Raw genomic sequence first — 20,005 nt, forward strand, 5'->3', positions numbered from 1 at the left:
CCCCCAGCGGGGCTCGCGCACCCGCACCCAGGCGACGTTGCTGCCGCAGCTGCTGGTATCGGCCGTGGAGGAACACGGCGACCACCCGGCGGTCGTCGCGGCGGACGGGGCGACGCTCACGTACCGGGAGCTGGACGAGCAGTCGTCGCGGCTGGCGCGGCTGCTGATCGAGCGGGGCATCGGCCCGGGCGACGTGGTGGCGGTCGCCGTACCCCGCTCCGTGGAGTCCGTCCTGTCCGTGTGGGCGGTGGCGAAGTCGGGGGCGACGTTCCTGCCCGTCGACCCGAAGTACCCGGCCGAGCGGGTCCTGCACATGGTGTCCGACTCCGGTGCGGCCGTCGGCCTGACCCTCACGGCCTTCGCCGCGGACCTGCCGGGCTCGGTGCGGTGGACCGCGCTCGACGATCCCGGCGTGGCCGGCGACATCGCCGCCCGCCCCGGCCACCCGGTGTCGTACGCCGATCGGATCCGGCCGCTGTCCGAGCTGCACCCGGCCTGGATGATCTACACCTCCGGGTCGACGGGCCTGCCGAAGGGCGTGTCCGTCCCGCACACCGGCATCGCCGGCCTGATCACCGCCGAACGCGAGCACTACCGGGTCACCGCCGAGGCGCGGGTGCTACACATCTGCTCGCCCAGCTTCGACGTGTCCATGCTCGAGCTGCTGAGCGCCTTCACCGCCGGCGCGACCCTGGTGGTCTCGCCGCCGACGATCGTCGGCGGCGCGGACCTGGCGGAGCTGCTCGCGGCCGAGCGCGTCACCCACACCTTCATCACCCCGGCGGCGCTGGGGTCCGTCGACCCGCAGGGCCTGGACGACCTGCGCGTGGTCGTGGTGGCGGGGGAGAGCTTCGGTCCCGACCTCGTCGAGCGCTGGGCTGCGCCCGGCCGCGACTTCTTCAACGGATACGGGCCGACCGAGGCGACCGTCCTCGCGGTGAGCAGTGTCCCCTTGCGCCCGGGCGAGCCGATCCGCATCGGCACCGCGATCCCCGGCGTGGGGGCCTACGTGCTCGACACGCACCTGCGCCCGGTCCCCGCCGGTGTCACCGGGGAGCTGTACCTGGCGGGCGCGCAGCTCGCGCTGGGGTATCACGCCCGTCCGGGTCTGACCGCCGACCGGTTCGTCGCCAACCCGTTCGCCGACGGCGGGGCACGCATGTACCGCACCGGTGACCTCGTGCGCCGCGACCACAGCGGGGTGATCGAGTACCTCGGCCGCTCCGACTTCCAGGTCAAGATCCGCGGCTACCGCATCGAACTCACCGAGATCGACGCGGTCCTCGTCCGGCACCCGGACGTCGAGTTCGCCACCACCGTGGGCCGCGCCCTGCCGTCCGGGGAGACCGCGCTCGTCTCCTACGTCGTGCCGGCCGCCGGCGGCGCGGACCTCGACACCGGTGCTCTCGTCGACTTCGCGGCCGGCTTCCTGCCCGACTACATGCTCCCGGCGGCGGTCGTCCCCATCGCCGAGGTGCCGCTCAATCCCGTCGGCAAGCTCGACCGCGCGGCCCTTCCCGCCCCGGTGTTCGCGGTCCGGGAGTACCGGGCGCCGCGGACCCCGGCCCAGCAGGCCGTCGCCGACGTCTTCGCCGACGTTCTCGGTGTCGAACGGGTCGGTCTCGACGATTCGTTCCTCGACCTCGGCGGCAACTCCCTCGTCGCCACCCGGCTCGTCGCCCGGCTCGGCGCGGCCCTCGACACCCGGGTGCCGGTGCCACTGGTGTTCGAGGCGCCGACGGTGGAGGCGCTCGCGGCGCGGCTCGAGTCGCAGGCCGGCTCGGGTGCCGTGGCGCTGGTCGCCCGCGACCGTCCCGAGCGGATCCCGTTGTCGCTCGCCCAGCAGCGCATGTGGTTCCTGAACCGGTTCGCGCCCGAGTCTGCGGTGGACAACATCCCCGTCGCGATCCGGCTCGCCGGGCGCCTCGACGTCGACGCCCTGCACGGCGCGGTCGCCGACCTCGTCGCCCGGCACGAGTCGCTGCGCACCGTCTACCCGGAGATCGACGGTGACGGCTACCAGGTGGTGCTGCCGGCGGCCGAGGTGCTGCCGGATCTCGCCCCCGTCGAGGTGGCGGCCGAGGACGTTCCCGCTCGCGTCCTCGAACTGGTCGGCACCGGGTTCGACGTTACCGCCGCCGTGCCGTGGCGCGTCGCGCTGTTGCGGATCTCCGACGAGGAGCACGTGCTCGTCTTCGTCGTGCACCACATCTCCGGCGACGGTTTCTCCATGACGCCGCTGACCCGCGACGTCGTCGCCTCCTATCGGGCGCGCACCCGGGACGAGCCGAATCCGTTGCCGCCGTTGTCGGTTCAGTACGCCGACTATGCGCTCTGGCAGCGCGAGGTGCTCGGCGACGAGGACGACCCGGAATCCGTGCTGTCGCGGCAGCTCGCCTACTGGCGCGGGCAGCTCGCCGACCTGCCCGAGGAGCTCACCCTCCCGGCGGACCGGCCCCGTCCCGCCGTCGCGTCCAATCGCGGTGCCGCCCTTCGTGTCCCGATCGACGAGGAGCTGCACGCCGCGCTCGCCGAGTTGGCCCGCACCCACAACGCGAGCGTGTTCATGGTGGTGCACACGGCGCTGGCCGTGCTGCTGGCCCGGCTGTCCGGCACCGACGACATCGCCGTCGGCACCCCCGTCGCGGGCCGCGGCGAGGCCGCCGTGGACGACCTGATCGGCATGTTCGTCAACACGCTGGTGCTGCGCACCGCCGTCGAACCCGGCGAGCCGTTCGCCGACCTGCTCGCCCGGGTGCGCGGCACGGACCTCGAGGCGTTCGCGAACGCCGACATGCCGTTCGAACGGCTCGTCGAGGTGCTCGACCCGCCCCGCTCGCAGGCCCGGCACCCGCTGTTCCAGGTGATGCTCACCTTCCAGAACCTGCCGCAGTCCACCCTCGAGCTGCCGGGTCTGCGCATTTCCGGGGTCGAATTCGACACGGCCATCGCGAAGTTCGATCTGCAGGTCACCGTCGCCGAGCATCTCTCGGAGCGCGGCGCCCCCGGCGGCATGACCGTCGAACTCGCCTACGCCACCGATCTTTTCGACGCCCCCACCATGCAGTCCCTCGCCCACCGGTTCACCCGGATCCTGCGCGGCGTCACCGCGGACGCCGCCACCCCGGTCGGCGCGCTGCCGTTCCTGGACGACGCCGAGGCCGAGCGGATCCTCACCGAGTGGAGCACCCTCGGGCCCGGGGCCCGGGTGCCGGCAGCGGCGACCCTCGTCGATCGCTTCGAGGCCGTCGTCCGCCGCAGCCCCGACGCCCCGGCCGTCACGTTCGCCGGACGCACCCTCACGTTCGCCGAGCTCGACGCGCGGGCCAACCGCCTCGCCCGGCGGCTCGTCGCGGCCGGAGCGGGCCCGGAGGAGCTCGTGGCCGTCGCGCTGCCCCGGTCGGCGGACCTGATCGTGGCGCTGCTGGCGGTGCTCAAGTCCGGTGCCGCGTATCTGCCCACCGACACCACCTATCCCGCCGAGCGTCTGCGGTACATGCTCGAGGACGCCCGGCCGCGCTGCATCCTCACCAGCGAGGGCGGTGTCCTGCCGGACCTCGGCCTGCCCCGGGTGCACGTCGAGGACGACGACCCGCACGCGTCGTGCGGGCCGCTCACCGACGCCGAGCGGATCGCGCCGCTGCATGCGGACAACCGCGCCTACGTCATCTACACCTCCGGCTCCACCGGACGCCCCAAAGGCGTCGCCGTCACCCACCGCAACGTGCTGACCCTGTTCGCCAACGCCGAACCGCTGTTCGGGTTCGGTGCCGACGACGTGTGGACGCTGTTCCACTCCTACGCGTTCGATTTCACGGTGTGGGAGCTGTGGGGACCGCTGCTGTACGGCGGCCGGCTCGTGGTCGTCGACTACCTCACGTCCCGCTCGCCCGAGCAGTTCCTCGAGCTGCTGCGGGCCGAGCGGGTCACCGTGCTCAACCAGACCCCCTCGGCGTTCCTTCAGCTCGACGAGGCCGACCGGGTGGCGTCCGTGGAGCGTCCCGACGCCGATCCGCTCGCACTGCGGTACGTCGTGTTCGGCGGCGAGGCGCTCGACCTCGGCAAGCTCGACGGCTGGTATCGGCGCCGGCCCGTGGCGCCGACGCTGGTCAACATGTACGGCATCACCGAGACCACGGTCCACGTGTCGTTCCTGGCCCTCGACCGCGGCGCCGCGCGCCCCGGTGCCGCCAGCCGGATCGGCCGCTCCCTGCCGGGGCTGCGGCTGCGGGTGCTCGACCGGCGGCTGCAGCCCGTCCCGGTCGGGGTGCCGGGCGAGGTGTACGTCTCCGGTGACCAGCTCTCCGGCGGCTACCTCGGCCGGCCGGGGCTGACCGCCGCGCGGTTCGTCGCCGACCCCTTCGGGGCGGGCCGGCTGTACCGCACCGGCGACGTCGCGCGGTGGAACGCCGACGGCGAGCTCGAGTACGCCGGGCGCAGCGACGCGCAGGTGCAGTTGCGGGGCTTCCGCATCGAGTTGGGCGAGGTCGAGGCGGCGCTGCTGCGTGCCGACGCGGTGGCCCAGGCGGTCGCCGTGGTCCGCGACGACGGTCTCGGCGACCGGCTCGTCGGCTACGTCGTGCCGCGCGCCGGCGCGGACGTCGACGTGGCCCGCGTGCGTGAGCAGCTCGGTGCCTTCCTCACCGGCTACATGGTTCCCGACATCGTGGTCGTCCTCGACGAGCTGCCGCTCACCGTCAACGGCAAGCTCGACCGGCGCGCCCTGCCGGTGCCGCAGACGACCACCACCACCGCGGGCGCGCGCCGCGAACCGGCCACCGACGCCGAACGCGCCGTCGCGCAGGTGTTCGCCGACGTGCTCGGCGTCGAGCGGGCCGGTGCGGACGACTCGTTCTTCGAGCTCGGCGGCAACTCGCTCATCGCGACGCGGGTGATCGCGCGGATCAACGAGTCGCTCGGAACCGCCCTCGCGATCCGCGAACTGTTCGAGGCACCGACGGTCGCCGAACTCGCGGCCCGGGCCGACGCGCACGCGGAGTCCGCGCCCCGGCCCGCGCTGACCGCCGGGCCCCGCCCCGACCGGGTGCCGCTCTCGCTCGCCCAGCAACGCATGTGGGTGCTCAACCAGCTCGACCCCGCCTCCGCGAGCTACAACATCCCGCTCGCGATCCGGCTGCGGGGCCGCCTCGACACCGCGGCGCTCACCGCCGCGGTGCGCGACGTGATCGAGCGGCACGAGTCGCTGCGCACCCGGTACCCACAGGACGAGACGGGGCCCTACCAGCACGTCCTCGACGCCGACGCGGTCGTGCCCGCGGTCGTGCCGGTCGAGGTGGCGTCCGAGCAGGAGGCGTTCGCCGAGGTCGTCGCCCTCGCCGCCGAGGGCTTCGACGTCTCCGCGCAGGTGCCGGTGCGCGGCCGGATCGTCTCGGTCGGCGCCGACGACCACGTGCTCGCTCTCGTCGTCCACCACATCTCCGCCGACGGTGCGTCGCTGGCGCCGCTGGCACGGGACCTGATGACCGCCTACGCGGCGCGGTTGTCGGGCGGCACGCCGGCCTGGGCGCCGCTCGAGGTGCAGTACGCCGACTACGCGCTCTGGCAACGCCGGGTCCTCGGCGACGCCGACGATGCGCAGTCGCCGGCCGGCGCCCAGCTGTCCTACTGGCGTTCCCGCCTGGCCGGGGTGCCCGAACTGCTCGACCTGCCCACGGACCGACCCCGGCCGCCGCAACCCTCGCTGCGCGGCGGCACGGTGGCGGTGGAGGTCGACGCGCAGATCCGGCAGCGGCTCGACGCCCTCGCACTCGAGCACCGGGCGTCGCTGTTCATGGTCGTGCACGCGGCGCTCGCCGTGCTGCTCGCCCGGCTCAGCGGCACCCACGACATCGTCGTCGGCACGCCGGTCGCGGGCCGCGGTGACCGGCGCCTCGACGACCTCGTCGGGATGTTCGTCAACACCCTCGCGCTGCGCACGGACGTGGACCCGGCGGCGACCTTCGCCGAGCTGCTCGACCGGGCCCGCGCCGTCGACCTCGAGGCGTTCGGCCACGCCGATGTGCCGTTCGAGCGGGTGGTCGACGACGTGGTGGCCGTGCGCTCCCCGGCCCGGCATCCCGTGTTCCAGACGGTGCTGTCGTTCCAGAACACCGAGGCCGCGCGCCTCGAACTGCCGGGTCTCACCGTCGAGGCCCTCGACGCCGGTGAACTCGCGGCGAAGTTCGACCTGCAGGTGACGGTCGATCCGCGTGAGCACCCCGGCGGCTCGGCCGCCGGCGAGCACCCGGGCGGCTCGGCCGCCGGCATGCACGTCGGGTTCACCTACGCCGTGGACCTGTTCGACGCCGGCACCGTCGCGACGTTCGCCGAACGCTTCGTGACCGTCCTGCGCGCCGTCGCGGAGACCTCCGACGCGGTGGTCGGGGACATCGACATCCGCACCGAGACCGAGCGCACGGCGCCCACGGTCATCGAGCCGGAGCCGGTGGCGGCCCCCGACCGCGTCGAGCGGACGGTGCCGCAGGAGTGGCAGGTCGCCGTGGAGTCCGATCCCGAGGCCCCGGCGTTCGTCGCGGACGGCGTCGAGGTCACCTACCTCGACCTCGACCGCCGGTCGTCGCAGTGGGCCCGGTACCTCATCGCCCAGGGCGTCGGGCCCGGCGACGGCGTCGCGGTCGCCGCGCCGGCCGGCCCCGAGCTGATCACCGCGCTCTGGGCGGTGACCAAGGCGGGGGCCGCGATCGTGCCCGCTGTTACCGGCTCCACGCCTGCGGAGACACCCGGGCTCGGGCTGACGACGACCGGGTCGGACGCCCGTCGGTCCGCCGCCGTCCGCTGTGTGTGTCTCGACGACCCGGCGACGGTGGCCGCCGTGGAAACGCTGTCCCACCGGCCGATCGACTACTCGGAGCGGGTCCGGGTCCTGCAGCCGCAGCACCCCGCGCTGTGGGTGGCCGGCCGCGTGCTCGACCACGGCGAACTGGTCGCCGTCGTCCGCGGCGGAGCGGCCGCGCTGAAGCTGGACTACGAGTCGCGGTCGCTGGTGTGCGACGTCACGGCGGAGCAGTGGCGCATCTTCGCGATCCTGGCTGCCGGGATCGCGGGCGGGGTGGTGATCGTGCCCGAGCCCGGCGCCGACCTCGCCGCCGTCGTGGCCGACGAGTGGGTGACCCACGCGTTCGTGCCGTCTTCGCTGGTAGACGCGTTGAACGAGGCGCCGGGCGACGACCTCGGAGTCGTGGTCGTCACCGACCGCGACGAGGTCCCGGCGGGGTCCGTCCCGGAGGGCGGGCAGTGGACGACAGTGGCCGCCGTCGACCCATGGAGTATGCGGAACTGAATACCGGCCGGTAGATTCCTCCCGGGCGGGACGAGTTCTCCATGCTCTTCCCGCGTGTGGAAGGAGCTGTTTCCGTAGTGCAACGCAGGAGCCCGGTCCGGGCAGATCGAGGTCCGGGCGCGTGAGGCGAGAGCCGGGGGTGCGGCGCCGGGAACCGGGCCGGTCGCGTAGTCGGGCCACGCGCGTGGCACTGCTGCCGACTCTGCTGACCGCCGCGGTGGAGGAACGCGGAGACCATCCGGCGGTGGTGGGCGCCGCCGGTGGCCCCTCCCTGTCGTATCGCGAGCTGGACGAGAGGTCGTCGCGGTGGGCGCGGTGGCTGATCGGCCGGGGCGTCGGGCCGGGCGACGTGGTCGCGGTGGCGATACCCCGTTCGGTGGAGTCGGTGCTCGCGTTGTGGGCGGTGGCGAAGTCGGGCGCGACGTTCGTCCCCGTCGATCCGCGCTACCCGCTCGAGCGGGTGGAATTCATGCTGGCAGACTCCGGCGCGGCGCTGTGCGTGACGGTGAGCGACTTCGCGGCCGCGGTGCCGGCCGGAGTCGAACAGGTGCTGTTCGACGATGCGGCGGTGGCCGGGCAGGTCGGGCAGCTGCCCGGGCATCCGGTCTCGTACGCCGACCGGACGCGCGCGCTCGACGGGCCGGACGTCGCCTGGATGATCTACACGTCCGGCTCCACGGGCCGCCCGAAGGGGGTGGCGGTCACCCACGCCGGGATCGCCGGCGTGATCTCCGCCGAGCGGGAGCACTACGGGGTCGGGGCGGACGCGCGGGTGCTGCACGTGTGCTCGCCGAGTTTCGACGTCTCGATGCTCGAGTTGCTGATCGGGTTCTCCGCGGGTGCGACGGTGGTGGTGGCACCGGCGTCGGTGGGCGGCGGTGCCGACCTGGCCGAGGTGCTGGCGACCGACGCGGTGACCCACGTGTTCATCACGCCGGCGGCATTGAGTTCGGTGGATCCCGCGGGCCTGACGGACCTGCGGGTGGTGGTGGCGGCCGGGGAGGCCTTCGGGCCGGAGCTGGTGAGCCGGTGGACCGGTCCCGGCCGGCGGTTCTTCAACGCGTACGGGCCGACCGAAGCGACGATCCTGGCGACCAGCAGCGCGCCGCTGGTGGCGGGCGAGCCGATCACGATCGGCACCCCGATCCCGGGACTCGCGGCGTACGTGCTCGACGGCCGGTTGCGGCCGGTGCCGCCGGGTGTGGTGGGTGAGCTGTACCTGGCGGGCGCCCAGGTGGCGCGCGGCTACCACCGCCGACCGGGGCTGACGGCGGAGCGGTTCGTGGCCGATCCGTTCGGGTCGGACCCGGGAACCCGGATGTACCGGACGGGAGACCTGGTACGCCGCGCGGCCGACGGCCCGATCGAGTACCTCGGGCGCAGCGATTTCCAGGTCAAGATCCGCGGGTTCCGGGTGGAACTGGGTGAGATCGACGCGGCCCTGACGGCACGGCCGGACATCGAGTTCGCCGCGACCGTCGGGAAGGTGCTGCCGTCGGGGGAGACGGCACTGGTGTCGTACGTGCTGCCCGCGGCCGGAACCCGGGTGGACGTGCCGGCGGTGCTCGCCGGGCTGGCGGAGACGCTGCCCGGCCATATGGTGCCGGCCCTGGTGATGGTGCTCGACGCGGTGCCGCTGACGCCGGTGGGGAAGCTCGATCGGGCGGCGTTGCCCGAACCGGTGTTCGCCGAGCGGGAATACCGGGCGCCGCGCACCCCGGTCGAGGAGACGGTCGCGTCGGTGTTTGCCGAGGTGCTCGGTCGCGAGCGCGTCGGAGTGGACGACTCCTTCCTCGAACTGGGGGGCAATTCGCTCCTTGCGACCCGGTTGGTGGCACGCCTCGGCGCGGCACTGGAGACGCGGGTGCCGGTGCCGGTGGTGTTCGAGGCGCCGACCGTGGCGGCGTTGGCGGCGCGCCTGGAGTCGGGTGGTGCGGCGGCGCACGCTGTTCCGCTGGTGGCGCGGGAGCGCCCGGACCGCGTACCGCTGTCGTTCGCGCAGCAGCGGATGTGGTTCCTCAATCGATTCGATCCGGCCTCCGCGGCCGACAACATCCCGGTGGCGATCCGGCTGACGGGCCGGCTCGACGTCGATGCCCTGCGAAAGTCGGTGTCCGACATCGCGGTCCGGCACGAGATCCTGCGGACCCGGTATCCCGAAACGGACGGTCTCCCGTACCAGGCGGTCGTGCCCGCCGCCGGGTACTCGCCCGACTGGGCCTCGGAATCGGTGCCCGGATCGGATCTGGCGGACCGGATCGCCGATGTGGTGGCCACCGGATTCGACGTGACCGCCGAGGTGCCGTTCCGGGTGCGGCTGTTCCGTGTCGCGGACGACGATCACGTGCTCGTGTTCGTGGCGCACCACATCAGCGCCGACGGCTGGTCGATGGCGCCGTTGACGCGCGATCTGATGACCGCGTACGCCGCGCGTGCCGCCGGCCGGGAACCCGGATGGGAGCCGTTGCCGCTGCAGTACGCGGACTTCGCGCTGTGGCAGCGTGAGGTGCTCGGATCGGAGCGGGACGCGGACAGCCCCCTCTCGGCACAGGCGGAGTACTGGCGGCGGGTCCTCGCGGATCTCCCCGCGGAACTGCACCTACCGACCGATCGGGCGCGCCCGCCGGTGCAGTCCTTCGCCGGCGGCCGGGTCGCATTCGATATCGATGCGTCGACGCATCGGCGGGCAGGGGAACTGGCACAGCAGTGCGGGTCGACCCTGTTCATGGTCCTGCACACCGCCCTCGCGGTGTTCCTCGCCCGGATGTCGTCGTCGCACGACATCGCCGTGGGTACCGCGGTCGCCGGCCGCGGTGACGCCGCGCTGGACGAGATGGTCGGCATGTTCGTCAACACCCTGGTGCTGCGCACCCGGGTCGATCCCGGTTCCGGGTTCGCGGAGCATCTCGCGCGGGTCCGCGAGAGCGACCTGGAGGCGTTCACCCACGCGGAGATCCCCTTCGAGCGCGTAGTGGAACTGCTCGCTCCGGAGCGTTCGACCGCGCGGCACCCGCTGTTCCAGGTGGCCATCGCCTTCGAGAACCTGCCCCCGGCGGGTCTCGAGCTGCCGGGCCTGAGCGTGGCGGCGGTGCCGTTCGAGGTGGCCACCGCGAAGTTCGATCTGTCGTTGACGCTGCGCGAACACGCGGACCTCGACGGGGAACCGGCGGGAATGTCGGCGGAGTTCGTCTTCGCCCGGGATCTGTTCGACGACGAGACGGTGGCCGGATTCGCGCGGCGGTTCGTGCGGCTGCTGGCCGCCGCCGTGGCGGACCCGGCCGTGCCTGTCGGTGACCTGGCGCTCCTTGCCGACGACGAAGCCGACCGGCTCACCCGTGCCCCGGACGACGCGCCGAGCGGTGCCCGCACGCTCGCCGAGATCCTGACGGCGGCGGTCTCCCGGGACCCCCAGGCGCCGGCCGTCCGGTACCAGGACCGCACGATCAGCTACCGCGAGCTCGACGAGTCGTCGTCCCGGCTCGCGCGGGAGCTGGCAGCTCGCGGCGTCGGCCCCGAGGACGTGGTGGCGCTGGCGTTCCCGCGTTCCTACGAGATGGTGCTCGGCGTGTGGGCGGTCGCGAAGGCCGGCGCCGCGCACCTCCCGGTGGATCCGTCCTATCCCGCGGAGCGGGTCCGGTACATGCTCGCCGACTCCGGTGCGGCGGTGTGCCTGACCACCACCTCGTACGCCCCCGCGCTGCCCGACTCCCCGCCCCGGCTGGAGCTGGACGATCCCCACCTCGAGCGGGCCGTCGCGGCACGATCCGCCGCCCGGATGTCCGACGCCGACCGGGTACGGCCGCTGTCGCTGCAGCACGCGGCGTACGTCATCTACACGTCGGGGTCGACCGGGCATCCCAAGGGTGTGGTGGTCACCCACGCGGGTCTCGACCCGCTGCTCGGCGCCGCGGTGACGCTGTACGGCGTGACGTCGCGCGCGCGGTTCCTGCACGTGTGCTCGCCCAGCTTCGATCCGTCGGTGCTCGAGTGGATGGCCGCGTTCTCCCAGGGCGCGACTCTGGTCGTGGTGCCCTCGACGATCGTCGGCGGGCCCGAACTCGCGGAACTGCTACGGGCCGAACGGGTCAGCCACACCATCGTCACGCCGGCGGTGCTGGGGACGGTCGATCCGTCGGGACTCGACCGTCTCGAGGTCGTGTCCGTCGGAGGGGACGTGACCTCGCCGCAACTGCTGGCGCGGTGGGCGCCGGGACGGAGCTACTTCAACGGCTACGGGCCGACGGAAACGACGATCATCTCGTCGTTCGCGCGGCTGCAGCCCGGGCGTCCGGTCACCATCGGCCGGCCCGTACCGGGGGCGGCCGCGCTGGTGCTGGACTCCCGGCTGCGGCCGGTGCCGGCCGGCGTGGCCGGCGAGTTGTACCTGGCCGGGGCCGCTCTCGCGCGGGGCTACCACCGGCGCAGCGGGTTGTCGGCGGCCCGGTTCGTGGCGAACCCGTTCGGAGCGCCGGGCACGCGGATGTACCGCACCGGCGACGTGGTCCGATGGCGCAGCACCGGCGCGGTCGCCGAACTGGAGTACCTCGGGCGCAGCGACTTCCAGGTCAAGCTGCGTGGATTCCGGATCGAGCTCGGCGAGATCGACGCCGCCCTGGAGCGGAACCCCTCCGTCGCGCAGGCCACCACGGTGCTGCACACCGATCCGCGGGGCGGGGACCGGCTCGTCGGCTACGTCGTCGGCGCGGCCGGCGCCGTACCCGACCCGGCGCACCTGCGCGAGTTCCTCGCCGGGGAACTACCGAACCACATGGTGCCCGGCCACCTCGTCGTGCTCGACGCCCTGCCTCTCACTGCCGGGGGCAAGCTGGACAGGCGGGCACTGCCGGTGCCGCTGCCCGAGTCGGCCGAGTACTGCGCCCCCGCCACGTCCGACGAGGAGGCGGTCGCAGATGTGTACGGGGCCGTGCTCGGGGTCGAGCGGGTCGGACGCGCCGACGACTTCTTCGCGCTCGGCGGCAACTCGCTGCTCGCGATGCAGGTCATCGCGCGGCTCGATGCCGCCCTCGGCGTCCGGGTCCCGGTGCGGACGTTGTTCGAAGCGCCGACCGTGTCGGCCCTGGCGGCGCGGATGGGGGAGCCGGTCGCGGCCGCATCCCGGATGCCCCTGCGCCGCCGGCGGCGCCCCGAACGGATTCCGCTGTCGCTCGCGCAGCGGCGGATGTGGTTCTTCAACCGGTTCGACCCGGACTCCGCCGCCTTCAACATCCCGCTCGTGCTGCGATTGACCGGGGCGCTCGATGTGCCGGCGCTGCAGGCGGCACTGCGCGACCTGCTCGCCCGGCACGAGGCCCTGCGCACCGTCTTCCCCGACTCCGACTCCGGACCGTTCCAGGTGATCGTTCCGCTCGAGGACGTACCGCTCGATCTGGCGGCACAGGAGGTGGCCGAGGACGAGCTGCGCCCGCGGATCGCCGCACTCGTCTCCCGAGGGTTCGACGTCACCGGTGCGGTACCCGTCCGGGCGGCCCTGTTGCGGCTCACCGACGAGGACCATGTGCTGGTCGTCGTCGTTCACCACATCGCGAGCGACGGCGGATCCCGGGCCCCGATGGCCCGGGACCTGGCCACCGCGTACCTGTCCCGCCGAGCGGGCAGAGCACCGGAGTGGACTCCGCTGCCGGTGCAGTACGCCGACTACGCACTGTGGCAACAGGATGTGCTGGGGTCCGAGGACGATCCCGATTCGATGCTCGCGCGCCAGCTGAACTACTGGACCACGGCGCTGGCGGACCTGCCGGATCTGGTGGAACTGCCCACCGACCGCCCGCGGCCCGCCGTGCAGACCGGGCGCGGCGCGAGCGTCGACTTCGCCCTGGACGAGGAGTTGGCCACCCGGCTCGATCGGCTCTCCCGGGAGCACGGGGTGACGTTCTTCATGCTCGTGCACGCCGCGCTGGCGGTCCTGCTGGCCCGCCTGTCCGGTACCGGTGACATCCCCGTCGGGGCGCAGGTCGCCGGCCGCGGCGAGGAGGCACTCGACGATCTCGTGGGGATGTTCGGCAACACCCTCGTGCTGCGCACCCGGATCGACCCGGACGCCACGTTCGCCGAGATCCTCGCCGCCGTGCGGGAGGTGGACCTCGCCGCCTTCGGCAACCCCGACGTCCCGCTCGAACGGCTCGTGGAGATCCTCGATCCCGCCCGGTCCACCGCGCATTCGGCCCTGTTCCAGGTGCTGCTCGTGGTGCACAACTTCACCCGCTCCGAGATCGCGTTGCCGGACCTGCACATCGCGCCGGTCGGCACGGCCACGGGCGGCGCCAAACTCGATCTCGAGATCCACCTGACCGAGATGCGCGACGAGCAGGGGCGGCGGGACGGGATCGCCGGATCCGTCGTCTACGCGTGCGACCTGTTCGACGAGGACACCGTGCGGACGTTCGCCGCCCGGCTCGCGTCGATCCTGGAGGTGGCGGCGGACGATCCGGGCGTTCCGGTCGGCGGCATCGACCTGCGCACCGCACAGGAACGTGCCCGGCTCGACGAGCTGAACCGGACCGCCGCGCCGCTCGGCGACCGGTTGGTACTGGACGCGTTCACCCGGCAGGTGCGGCGCACCCCCGGCGCGACGGCAGTCGTCTTCGAGGACACCGTGCTGACCTACGCACAGTTCGCCTCTCGGGTGGACCGGCTCGCACGGCGCCTCGTTGCGTGCGGCGTCGGTCCCGATCGGCTGGTCGGCGTCCACATGAGCCGATCGGTCGAGATGATGGTCGGCATCTATGCGGTTCTCCGGGCCGGTGGCGGGTACGTGCCGCTCGACCCGGAGCATCCCGCCGAGCGAACGGCGTACGTCCTGGCCACGGCCGAGCCGGTGGTGGTGCTGACCACGACGCGCGATCGGGGCTCGCTCCCCGATTCCGTCCCGGCCCTGGTGGTCGACGAAGCGGACTTCGCCCCGGCGCGGGGCACCGAGTTCGCCGACCATGAGCGCCTGGCGCCGCTGCATGGGGCGAACATCGCCTACGTGCTCTACACCTCCGGGTCGACGGGCCGGCCCAAGGGCGTTGCCGTCACCCACGGCGCCGTCGTCAACCAGATGACGTGGATGCGCGAGCGCTACGAATTCGGCATCGGGGACACGGCGCTGCAGAAGACCCCCATCACGTTCGACGCGTCGGTATGGGAGCTGTTCTTCCCGCTGCAGGTCGGTGCGCGGCTCGTGATCGCGGCACCGGGAGGCCACCGAGACCCGGACTACCTGGCCCGCCTGTCGCGGCAGTGGGCCGTCGGCATCCTCGAGTTCGTCCCGACGATGCTCGCCCTGTTCCTCGCCGATCCCGCACTCGAACTGCCGGCGACACTGAAGTACCTGTCCGTCGGTGGCGAGGCGCTGCCGGCAGAGCTCGCGGCCCGGTTCGCCGAACGCTCGGATGCGCGGCTGGACAACACGTACGGCCCGACCGAGGCGACCGTCACCGCGACCGTGCTGCGCTGTGCCGGACGTCGCACCGATGCCGGCACCGTGCCGATCGGCCACCCGATCCGCAACACCACCACGTACGTTCTCGACGAGCGGCTGAATCCGGTGCCGATCGGGGTGCCGGGGGAGTTGTATCTCGGTGGGGTGCAACTTGCCCGCGGTTACCATGCCCGACCGGATCTGACCGCCGAGCGGTTCGTCGCGCACCCCGGCGGGGCGCGGCTGTACCGCACCGGCGACCGGGTCCGGTGGTTGCCGGACGGTACGCTCGAGTTCCTGGGCCGCAACGACTTCCAGGTGAAGGTGCGTGGTCTGCGGATCGAGCTGGGGGAGATCGAGGCGGCACTCCTGGCGCAGCCGGCGGTGGCGCAGGCCGTCGTGACCGTCCACGACGGGACCCACGGCGCGCAGATCGCCGCGTACGTCGTGTCCGAGGACGGTGCCGAGGCCGACGCGGACGTCGTTCGCACGGCAGTGGGGCGCCTGCTGCCGCGGTACATGGTGCCCGACGTGGTGACCGTGCTCGGGGCGCTGCCGCTCACCACATCCGGAAAGGTGGATCGCCGGGCCCTGCCCGAACCGGTCCTGGCCGTCCGCGAGTTCCGGGCGCCCACCACCGCGATCGAGAAGACCGTCGCCGCGGTGATCGGTGAGGTGCTCGGCACGGAGCGGCTCGGTCTCGACGACGACTTCTTCGCGCTCGGCGGGAACTCGCTGATCGCCACGCGCGTCGTCGCCCGGATCGGGTCGGCGCTGTGCGCGGCGGTGCCCGTGCGCGTGATCTTCGAAGCGTCGACGATCGAGTCGCTGTCGGCCGCCGTGGAACGGTACATCGGGTCCGGCGGCCTGCCCGCCCTGGCGGCCCGGCCACGTCCGGAGCGGATCCCGCTGTCGCCGGCCCAGCAGCGGATGTGGTTCCTCAGCCGATTCGAGGCCACGGCGGCGGCCTACAACATCCCGATGGCCGTGCGGCTGACCGGGCGACTGGATCCGGCCGCGTTGCAGTCGGCGGTCGCCGACGTGGTCGCCCGCCACGAGGTCCTCCGGACCGTCTATCCGGAGGTCGACGGAACTCCGGTCCAGCAGATACTGCCCGCGGGCGCCGGTGTGCCCACCCTGCGCCCGACGGACGTCGACGACTCGGAACTCCACGCCGCCGTCCGGTCGGCGGCGGCGGTCGGATTCGATGTCACCCGGTCCGTTCCGGTTCTCCTGCGGCTGTTCCGGCTGTCCCCGGCCGAACACGTCCTGCTCGTCGTGGTGCACCATATCGCCGCCGACGGCTACTCCGTGGCGCCGCTCGTCCGGGATCTCGCCCTCGCGTACAGCGCGCGACGGGAGGGCCGTGAACCCGCATGGCGGCCACTGCCGGTGCAGTATGCGGACTACACGCTGTGGCAGCGGGACGTGCTGGGCAGTGAGGCCGATCCCGCCTCGCGCGTCTCCCGCCAGCTCGCCTACTGGACCGACGAACTGGCCGGGTTGCCCGACCAGTTGCCTCTGCCCACGACCCGGCCGCGGCCTCCGGTGCAGTCCTACCGGGGAGACCGGGTTCCCGTCACGATCGACGCGGACCTGCACGGCCGGGTGACCGCGCTCGCGGCGGCAACGAGGACCACCCCCTTCACGGTCGTGCACACGGCCTTCGCGGTGCTGCTGGCCCGGCTGTCCGGCACCGAGGACGTCGCCGTGGGCACCCCGGTGGCCGGGCGAGGTGAGGCGGCCCTCGACGACCTGATCGGGATGTTCGTGAACACCCTCGTGTTCCGCACGCGGGTCGACCCCGCCGTCTCCTTCGCGTCGCTCCTCGCGCAGGTCCGGGAGAAGGACATCCAGGCCCTGGCCCATGCGGACGTCCCGTTCGAACGGCTTGTCGAGGCGCTGGCGCCGGCCCGGTCCATGGCGCGGCATCCGCTGTTCCAGGTCGGGCTGTCCTTCCAGAACCTCGGAGCGGTCGCCTTCGAGCTACCCGACCTGGTCGCGGCTCCGGTCGACGTCGCAGGGGAGATCGCCCAGTTCGACCTGCACCTGATCGTCGGTGACAGTTACGGCGCGGACGGGACGCCGGCGGGTATCGGCGGGCATCTGTCCTACGCCACCGATATCTTCGACGTACGCGCGGCCGCGTCCATCGCGGACCGGTTCGTTCGGATCCTGGGCGAACTCGTCTCGGTTCCCGATCGGGCGGTCGGCGACGCCGATCTGCTCGGCGCCGAGGAACGTCGGGCGCTGCTCGAGGCGGCGAACGACACCCGGGTCGAGGTTGCGGGCGGCGACTGCCTCCCCGATCTGTTCCAGCACCGGGTGCACGAACGCCCGGGGTCGGTCGCGCTCGTCGGGGACGGGGTGCAGCTGACCTTCGGGGAGCTCGGCGCTCGCGTCGCCCGGCTGGCCCGCGCGCTGGTGGCGGCCGGCGTCGGGCCGGAAACCCGGGTCGGTCTGATGATGCCCGGCTCCGTGGACCTCGTCGTCGCCATGTACGCGGTGTCGGTCGCCGGGGGCGCGTACGTTCCGCTCGATCCGTCGCTGCCGATCACCAGGCTGACCCGCATGGTCGAGGCGGCGCGGCCGGCGACGGTGCTCGCGACGGCGATGTCGACGCGCGTCGCGAGGGAGGTTGTGCCGGAGCCGATCCCGGTCATCGATACCTCGGGTGTGGACCTGTCGCGGTACTCGGCCGCCCCGTTGACCGACGCCGATCGGCGTGCGCCGCTGCGGCCCTCGAACCTCGCCTACATACTGTTCACGTCGGGATCGACCGGTGTGCCCAAGGGCGTGGCGGTGGACCACGGCGCGGTGGTCAACCAGTTGCGCTGGATGCATGCGGAATTCGGGTTCGGTCCGGACGAGGTGACGGTGCAGCGGACCGTGGCGACGTTCGACCTGTCGGTGTGGGAATTCTGGGGCGCGACGACATGTGGCGGCCGGCTGGTGGTGGCGGATCCCGAGGCTCGCCGCGATCCGCTCCGCCTGCTCGCCCTCGTCGAGCGCGAGTTCGTGACGACGCTGTACCTGGTTCCGTCCCTGCTGAGCGCCCTGATCACCGTTGCAGACCGAGAGTTGCCGACCTCGGTGCGGCGGGTGCTCTCGATCGGGGAGACGCTACCGGGTGCCGTGGCCGGGGCGTGGCGCCGGTCGAGCCGGGCGGAACTCGTCAATCTGTACGGACCCACCGAGGCGGCCGTGTCGGTGACGGCGCACCGGGTCACGGGAGCGGACACCGACCAGGTGCCGATCGGGGTGCCCGAGTGGAACACCCGCGTGTACGTACTCGACCGGCGGCTGCGGCCCGTGCCGGCCGGAGTGACCGGCGAACTCTACCTGGCGGGCCGGCAACTCGCGCGGGGCTACAGCGGCAGCCCCGGGGCGACCGCGGACCGGTTCGTTGCCGACCCCTTCGGTGCCGGCGGTCGTCTGTACCGCACCGGCGATCTGGCCCGGTGGACCGCTGCGGGCGTCCTCGAGCACCTGGGGCGCGGGGACTCCCAGGTCAAGCTTCGGGGTTTCCGGATCGAACTCGGGGACATCGAGGCGGCGCTGCTGCGCCTGCCCGCCTTGGCGGCCGCGGTCGCCACGGTGCACCACGACACCGTGACCGGCGCTCGGATCGTCGCGTATGTCATTGCCGCGCAGGGTGAATCGGGCCTCGACGGGGCGGCCCTGCGGAGCGCGCTCGCGGACGAGCTGCCGAACTACATGATGCCGGCCTCGATCATGTGCCTGGACCGGCTCCCCGTCGGAACGACGGGCAAGGTCGATCGCGGCGCGCTGCCCGCGCCGATGCCCGAGCGGGCGTGTTACCGGGCTGCGGCGACGCCCGTCGAACGCGCGGTTGCGCAGGTGTTCGCGGACGTCCTCGCCGCGGACCGGGTCGGAACCGACGACGACTTCTTCGTTCTCGGCGGATCCTCGCTCGTGGCCGTGCGGGCGACCCGGGAACTCGCGCGCCGGCTCGGCCGTCCGGTGCCGCTCGAGTGGGTGTTCGCCCATCCGACGGTGGGGGACCTGGCGGCCCGGATCGAGCGGTCGGCGGGGGAGAAGCCGCCGGCGAGCGGGTCCGCCGACTCGTCCCTGGACGTGCTGCTGCCGCTGCGCGAGGGCGACGACGGACGCGATCCGGTGTTCTTCGTCCATCCGGTGATCGGTCTCGCCTGGAGCTTCGCCTCGCTCGCCGGCTACGTCGAGCCGGGCCGTCCGGTCTACGGATTGCAGTCCCCGGCGCTGTCCGGGGAGTCGGACCTACCGGATTCGATCGAGTCCTGGGCGGCGCGGTATGTCTCGGAGGTCCGGCGGGTCCATCCGGACGGTCCCTTCCACCTGGTCGGATGGTCCCTCGGCGGGGTGATCGCCCACGAGATGGCGGTCCAGCTCCAGCGCGTCGGACTCGAGGTCGGTTCGCTCGTGCTGCTCGACTCCTATCTGCCCGATGCCGTGCGCGGCCCGGTGGACCCGGTTGCGGTGGCTGCGGCGGCCTTCGGCGCGAACGGCGCCGGCGGCGGGGACCCGGCGTACGCCCTCGGTGACGTCGGGAAGCTCGCCGACGAGATCGATCCCACCCTCGCCTCGTCCGTCCTCACGAGCATCGACTGCTCGTTCGAGGCGCTCGAGCGGCACGTGCCGGCCCGGTACGAGGGACGCGTTCTCTTCGTCGGCGCCGCGCCGCAGGCCGTGCCGGATCCCGATTCCGGCCGGGACTGGTCACCGTACGTCTCCGGCGGCGTGCATCGGCACGACCTGCCGACCTCGCATTGGGAGATGACCGGGCCGAGTGCGTGCGCTCGTCTCGGGCCACTGCTGGCGCGCTGGACGTCCGACGGCTCCTGCCCGGAATGCGACGGCGTGGAACGCTGACCCATGGGCAAGCGGCGGTCGCCGCGTTCGTGGCGGCGGACCCCGCAGGCATCGGCGTGCTCAAGCTCACATTCGACATCGTTCGTAAGATGTCCAACATTTGGATGAAATGTACGCAGTGTCCAGGTGTGGCGGTGTCCGCGGGTGCGATCGGTGCGGCCGAACGGACGGGGTGGCGACGAGGTCCTTCGCCTCGTCGCATCGAAACTCGCAGGTGACGAGTCGATCCCGGCGTCAGGGACGGAATCTTCTCGGCTCCGTCGCGCGAGGTGGTCCGACCCGCACCCGACGCTCTCGACGAGCCGGTGGCTCCTGTCCGGAATGCCGGTCTACCCATCGGTAACTTAGTTTCCGGATGTACGTACAGGTGGCACGGTTTGTTTTCGTGTGGAATGGTGACGAAGTGCTCT

At 72.7% G+C, this 20,005-nt stretch carries 2 protein-coding genes; both read left to right on the forward strand.

The window, feature by feature from the left end:
- The coding region (locus G6038_RS11275; protein WP_240918437.1) for a non-ribosomal peptide synthetase at positions 1-7,300 on the forward strand (7,300 nt) is incomplete at its 5' end.
- A 184-nt stretch (positions 7,301-7,484) separates the two neighbouring features.
- Positions 7,485-19,595 carry an amino acid adenylation domain-containing protein gene (locus G6038_RS11280; protein WP_346772796.1) on the forward strand — a complete coding sequence of 4,037 codons (12,111 nt, stop codon included), beginning with the start codon at positions 7,485-7,487 and terminating at the stop codon, positions 19,593-19,595.
- Positions 19,596-20,005 lie beyond the last annotated feature (410 nt).

This window comes from Rhodococcus sp. 14C212 (genome assembly GCF_011058195.1).
Taxonomy (GTDB): domain Bacteria; phylum Actinomycetota; class Actinomycetes; order Mycobacteriales; family Mycobacteriaceae; genus Rhodococcus; species Rhodococcus aetherivorans.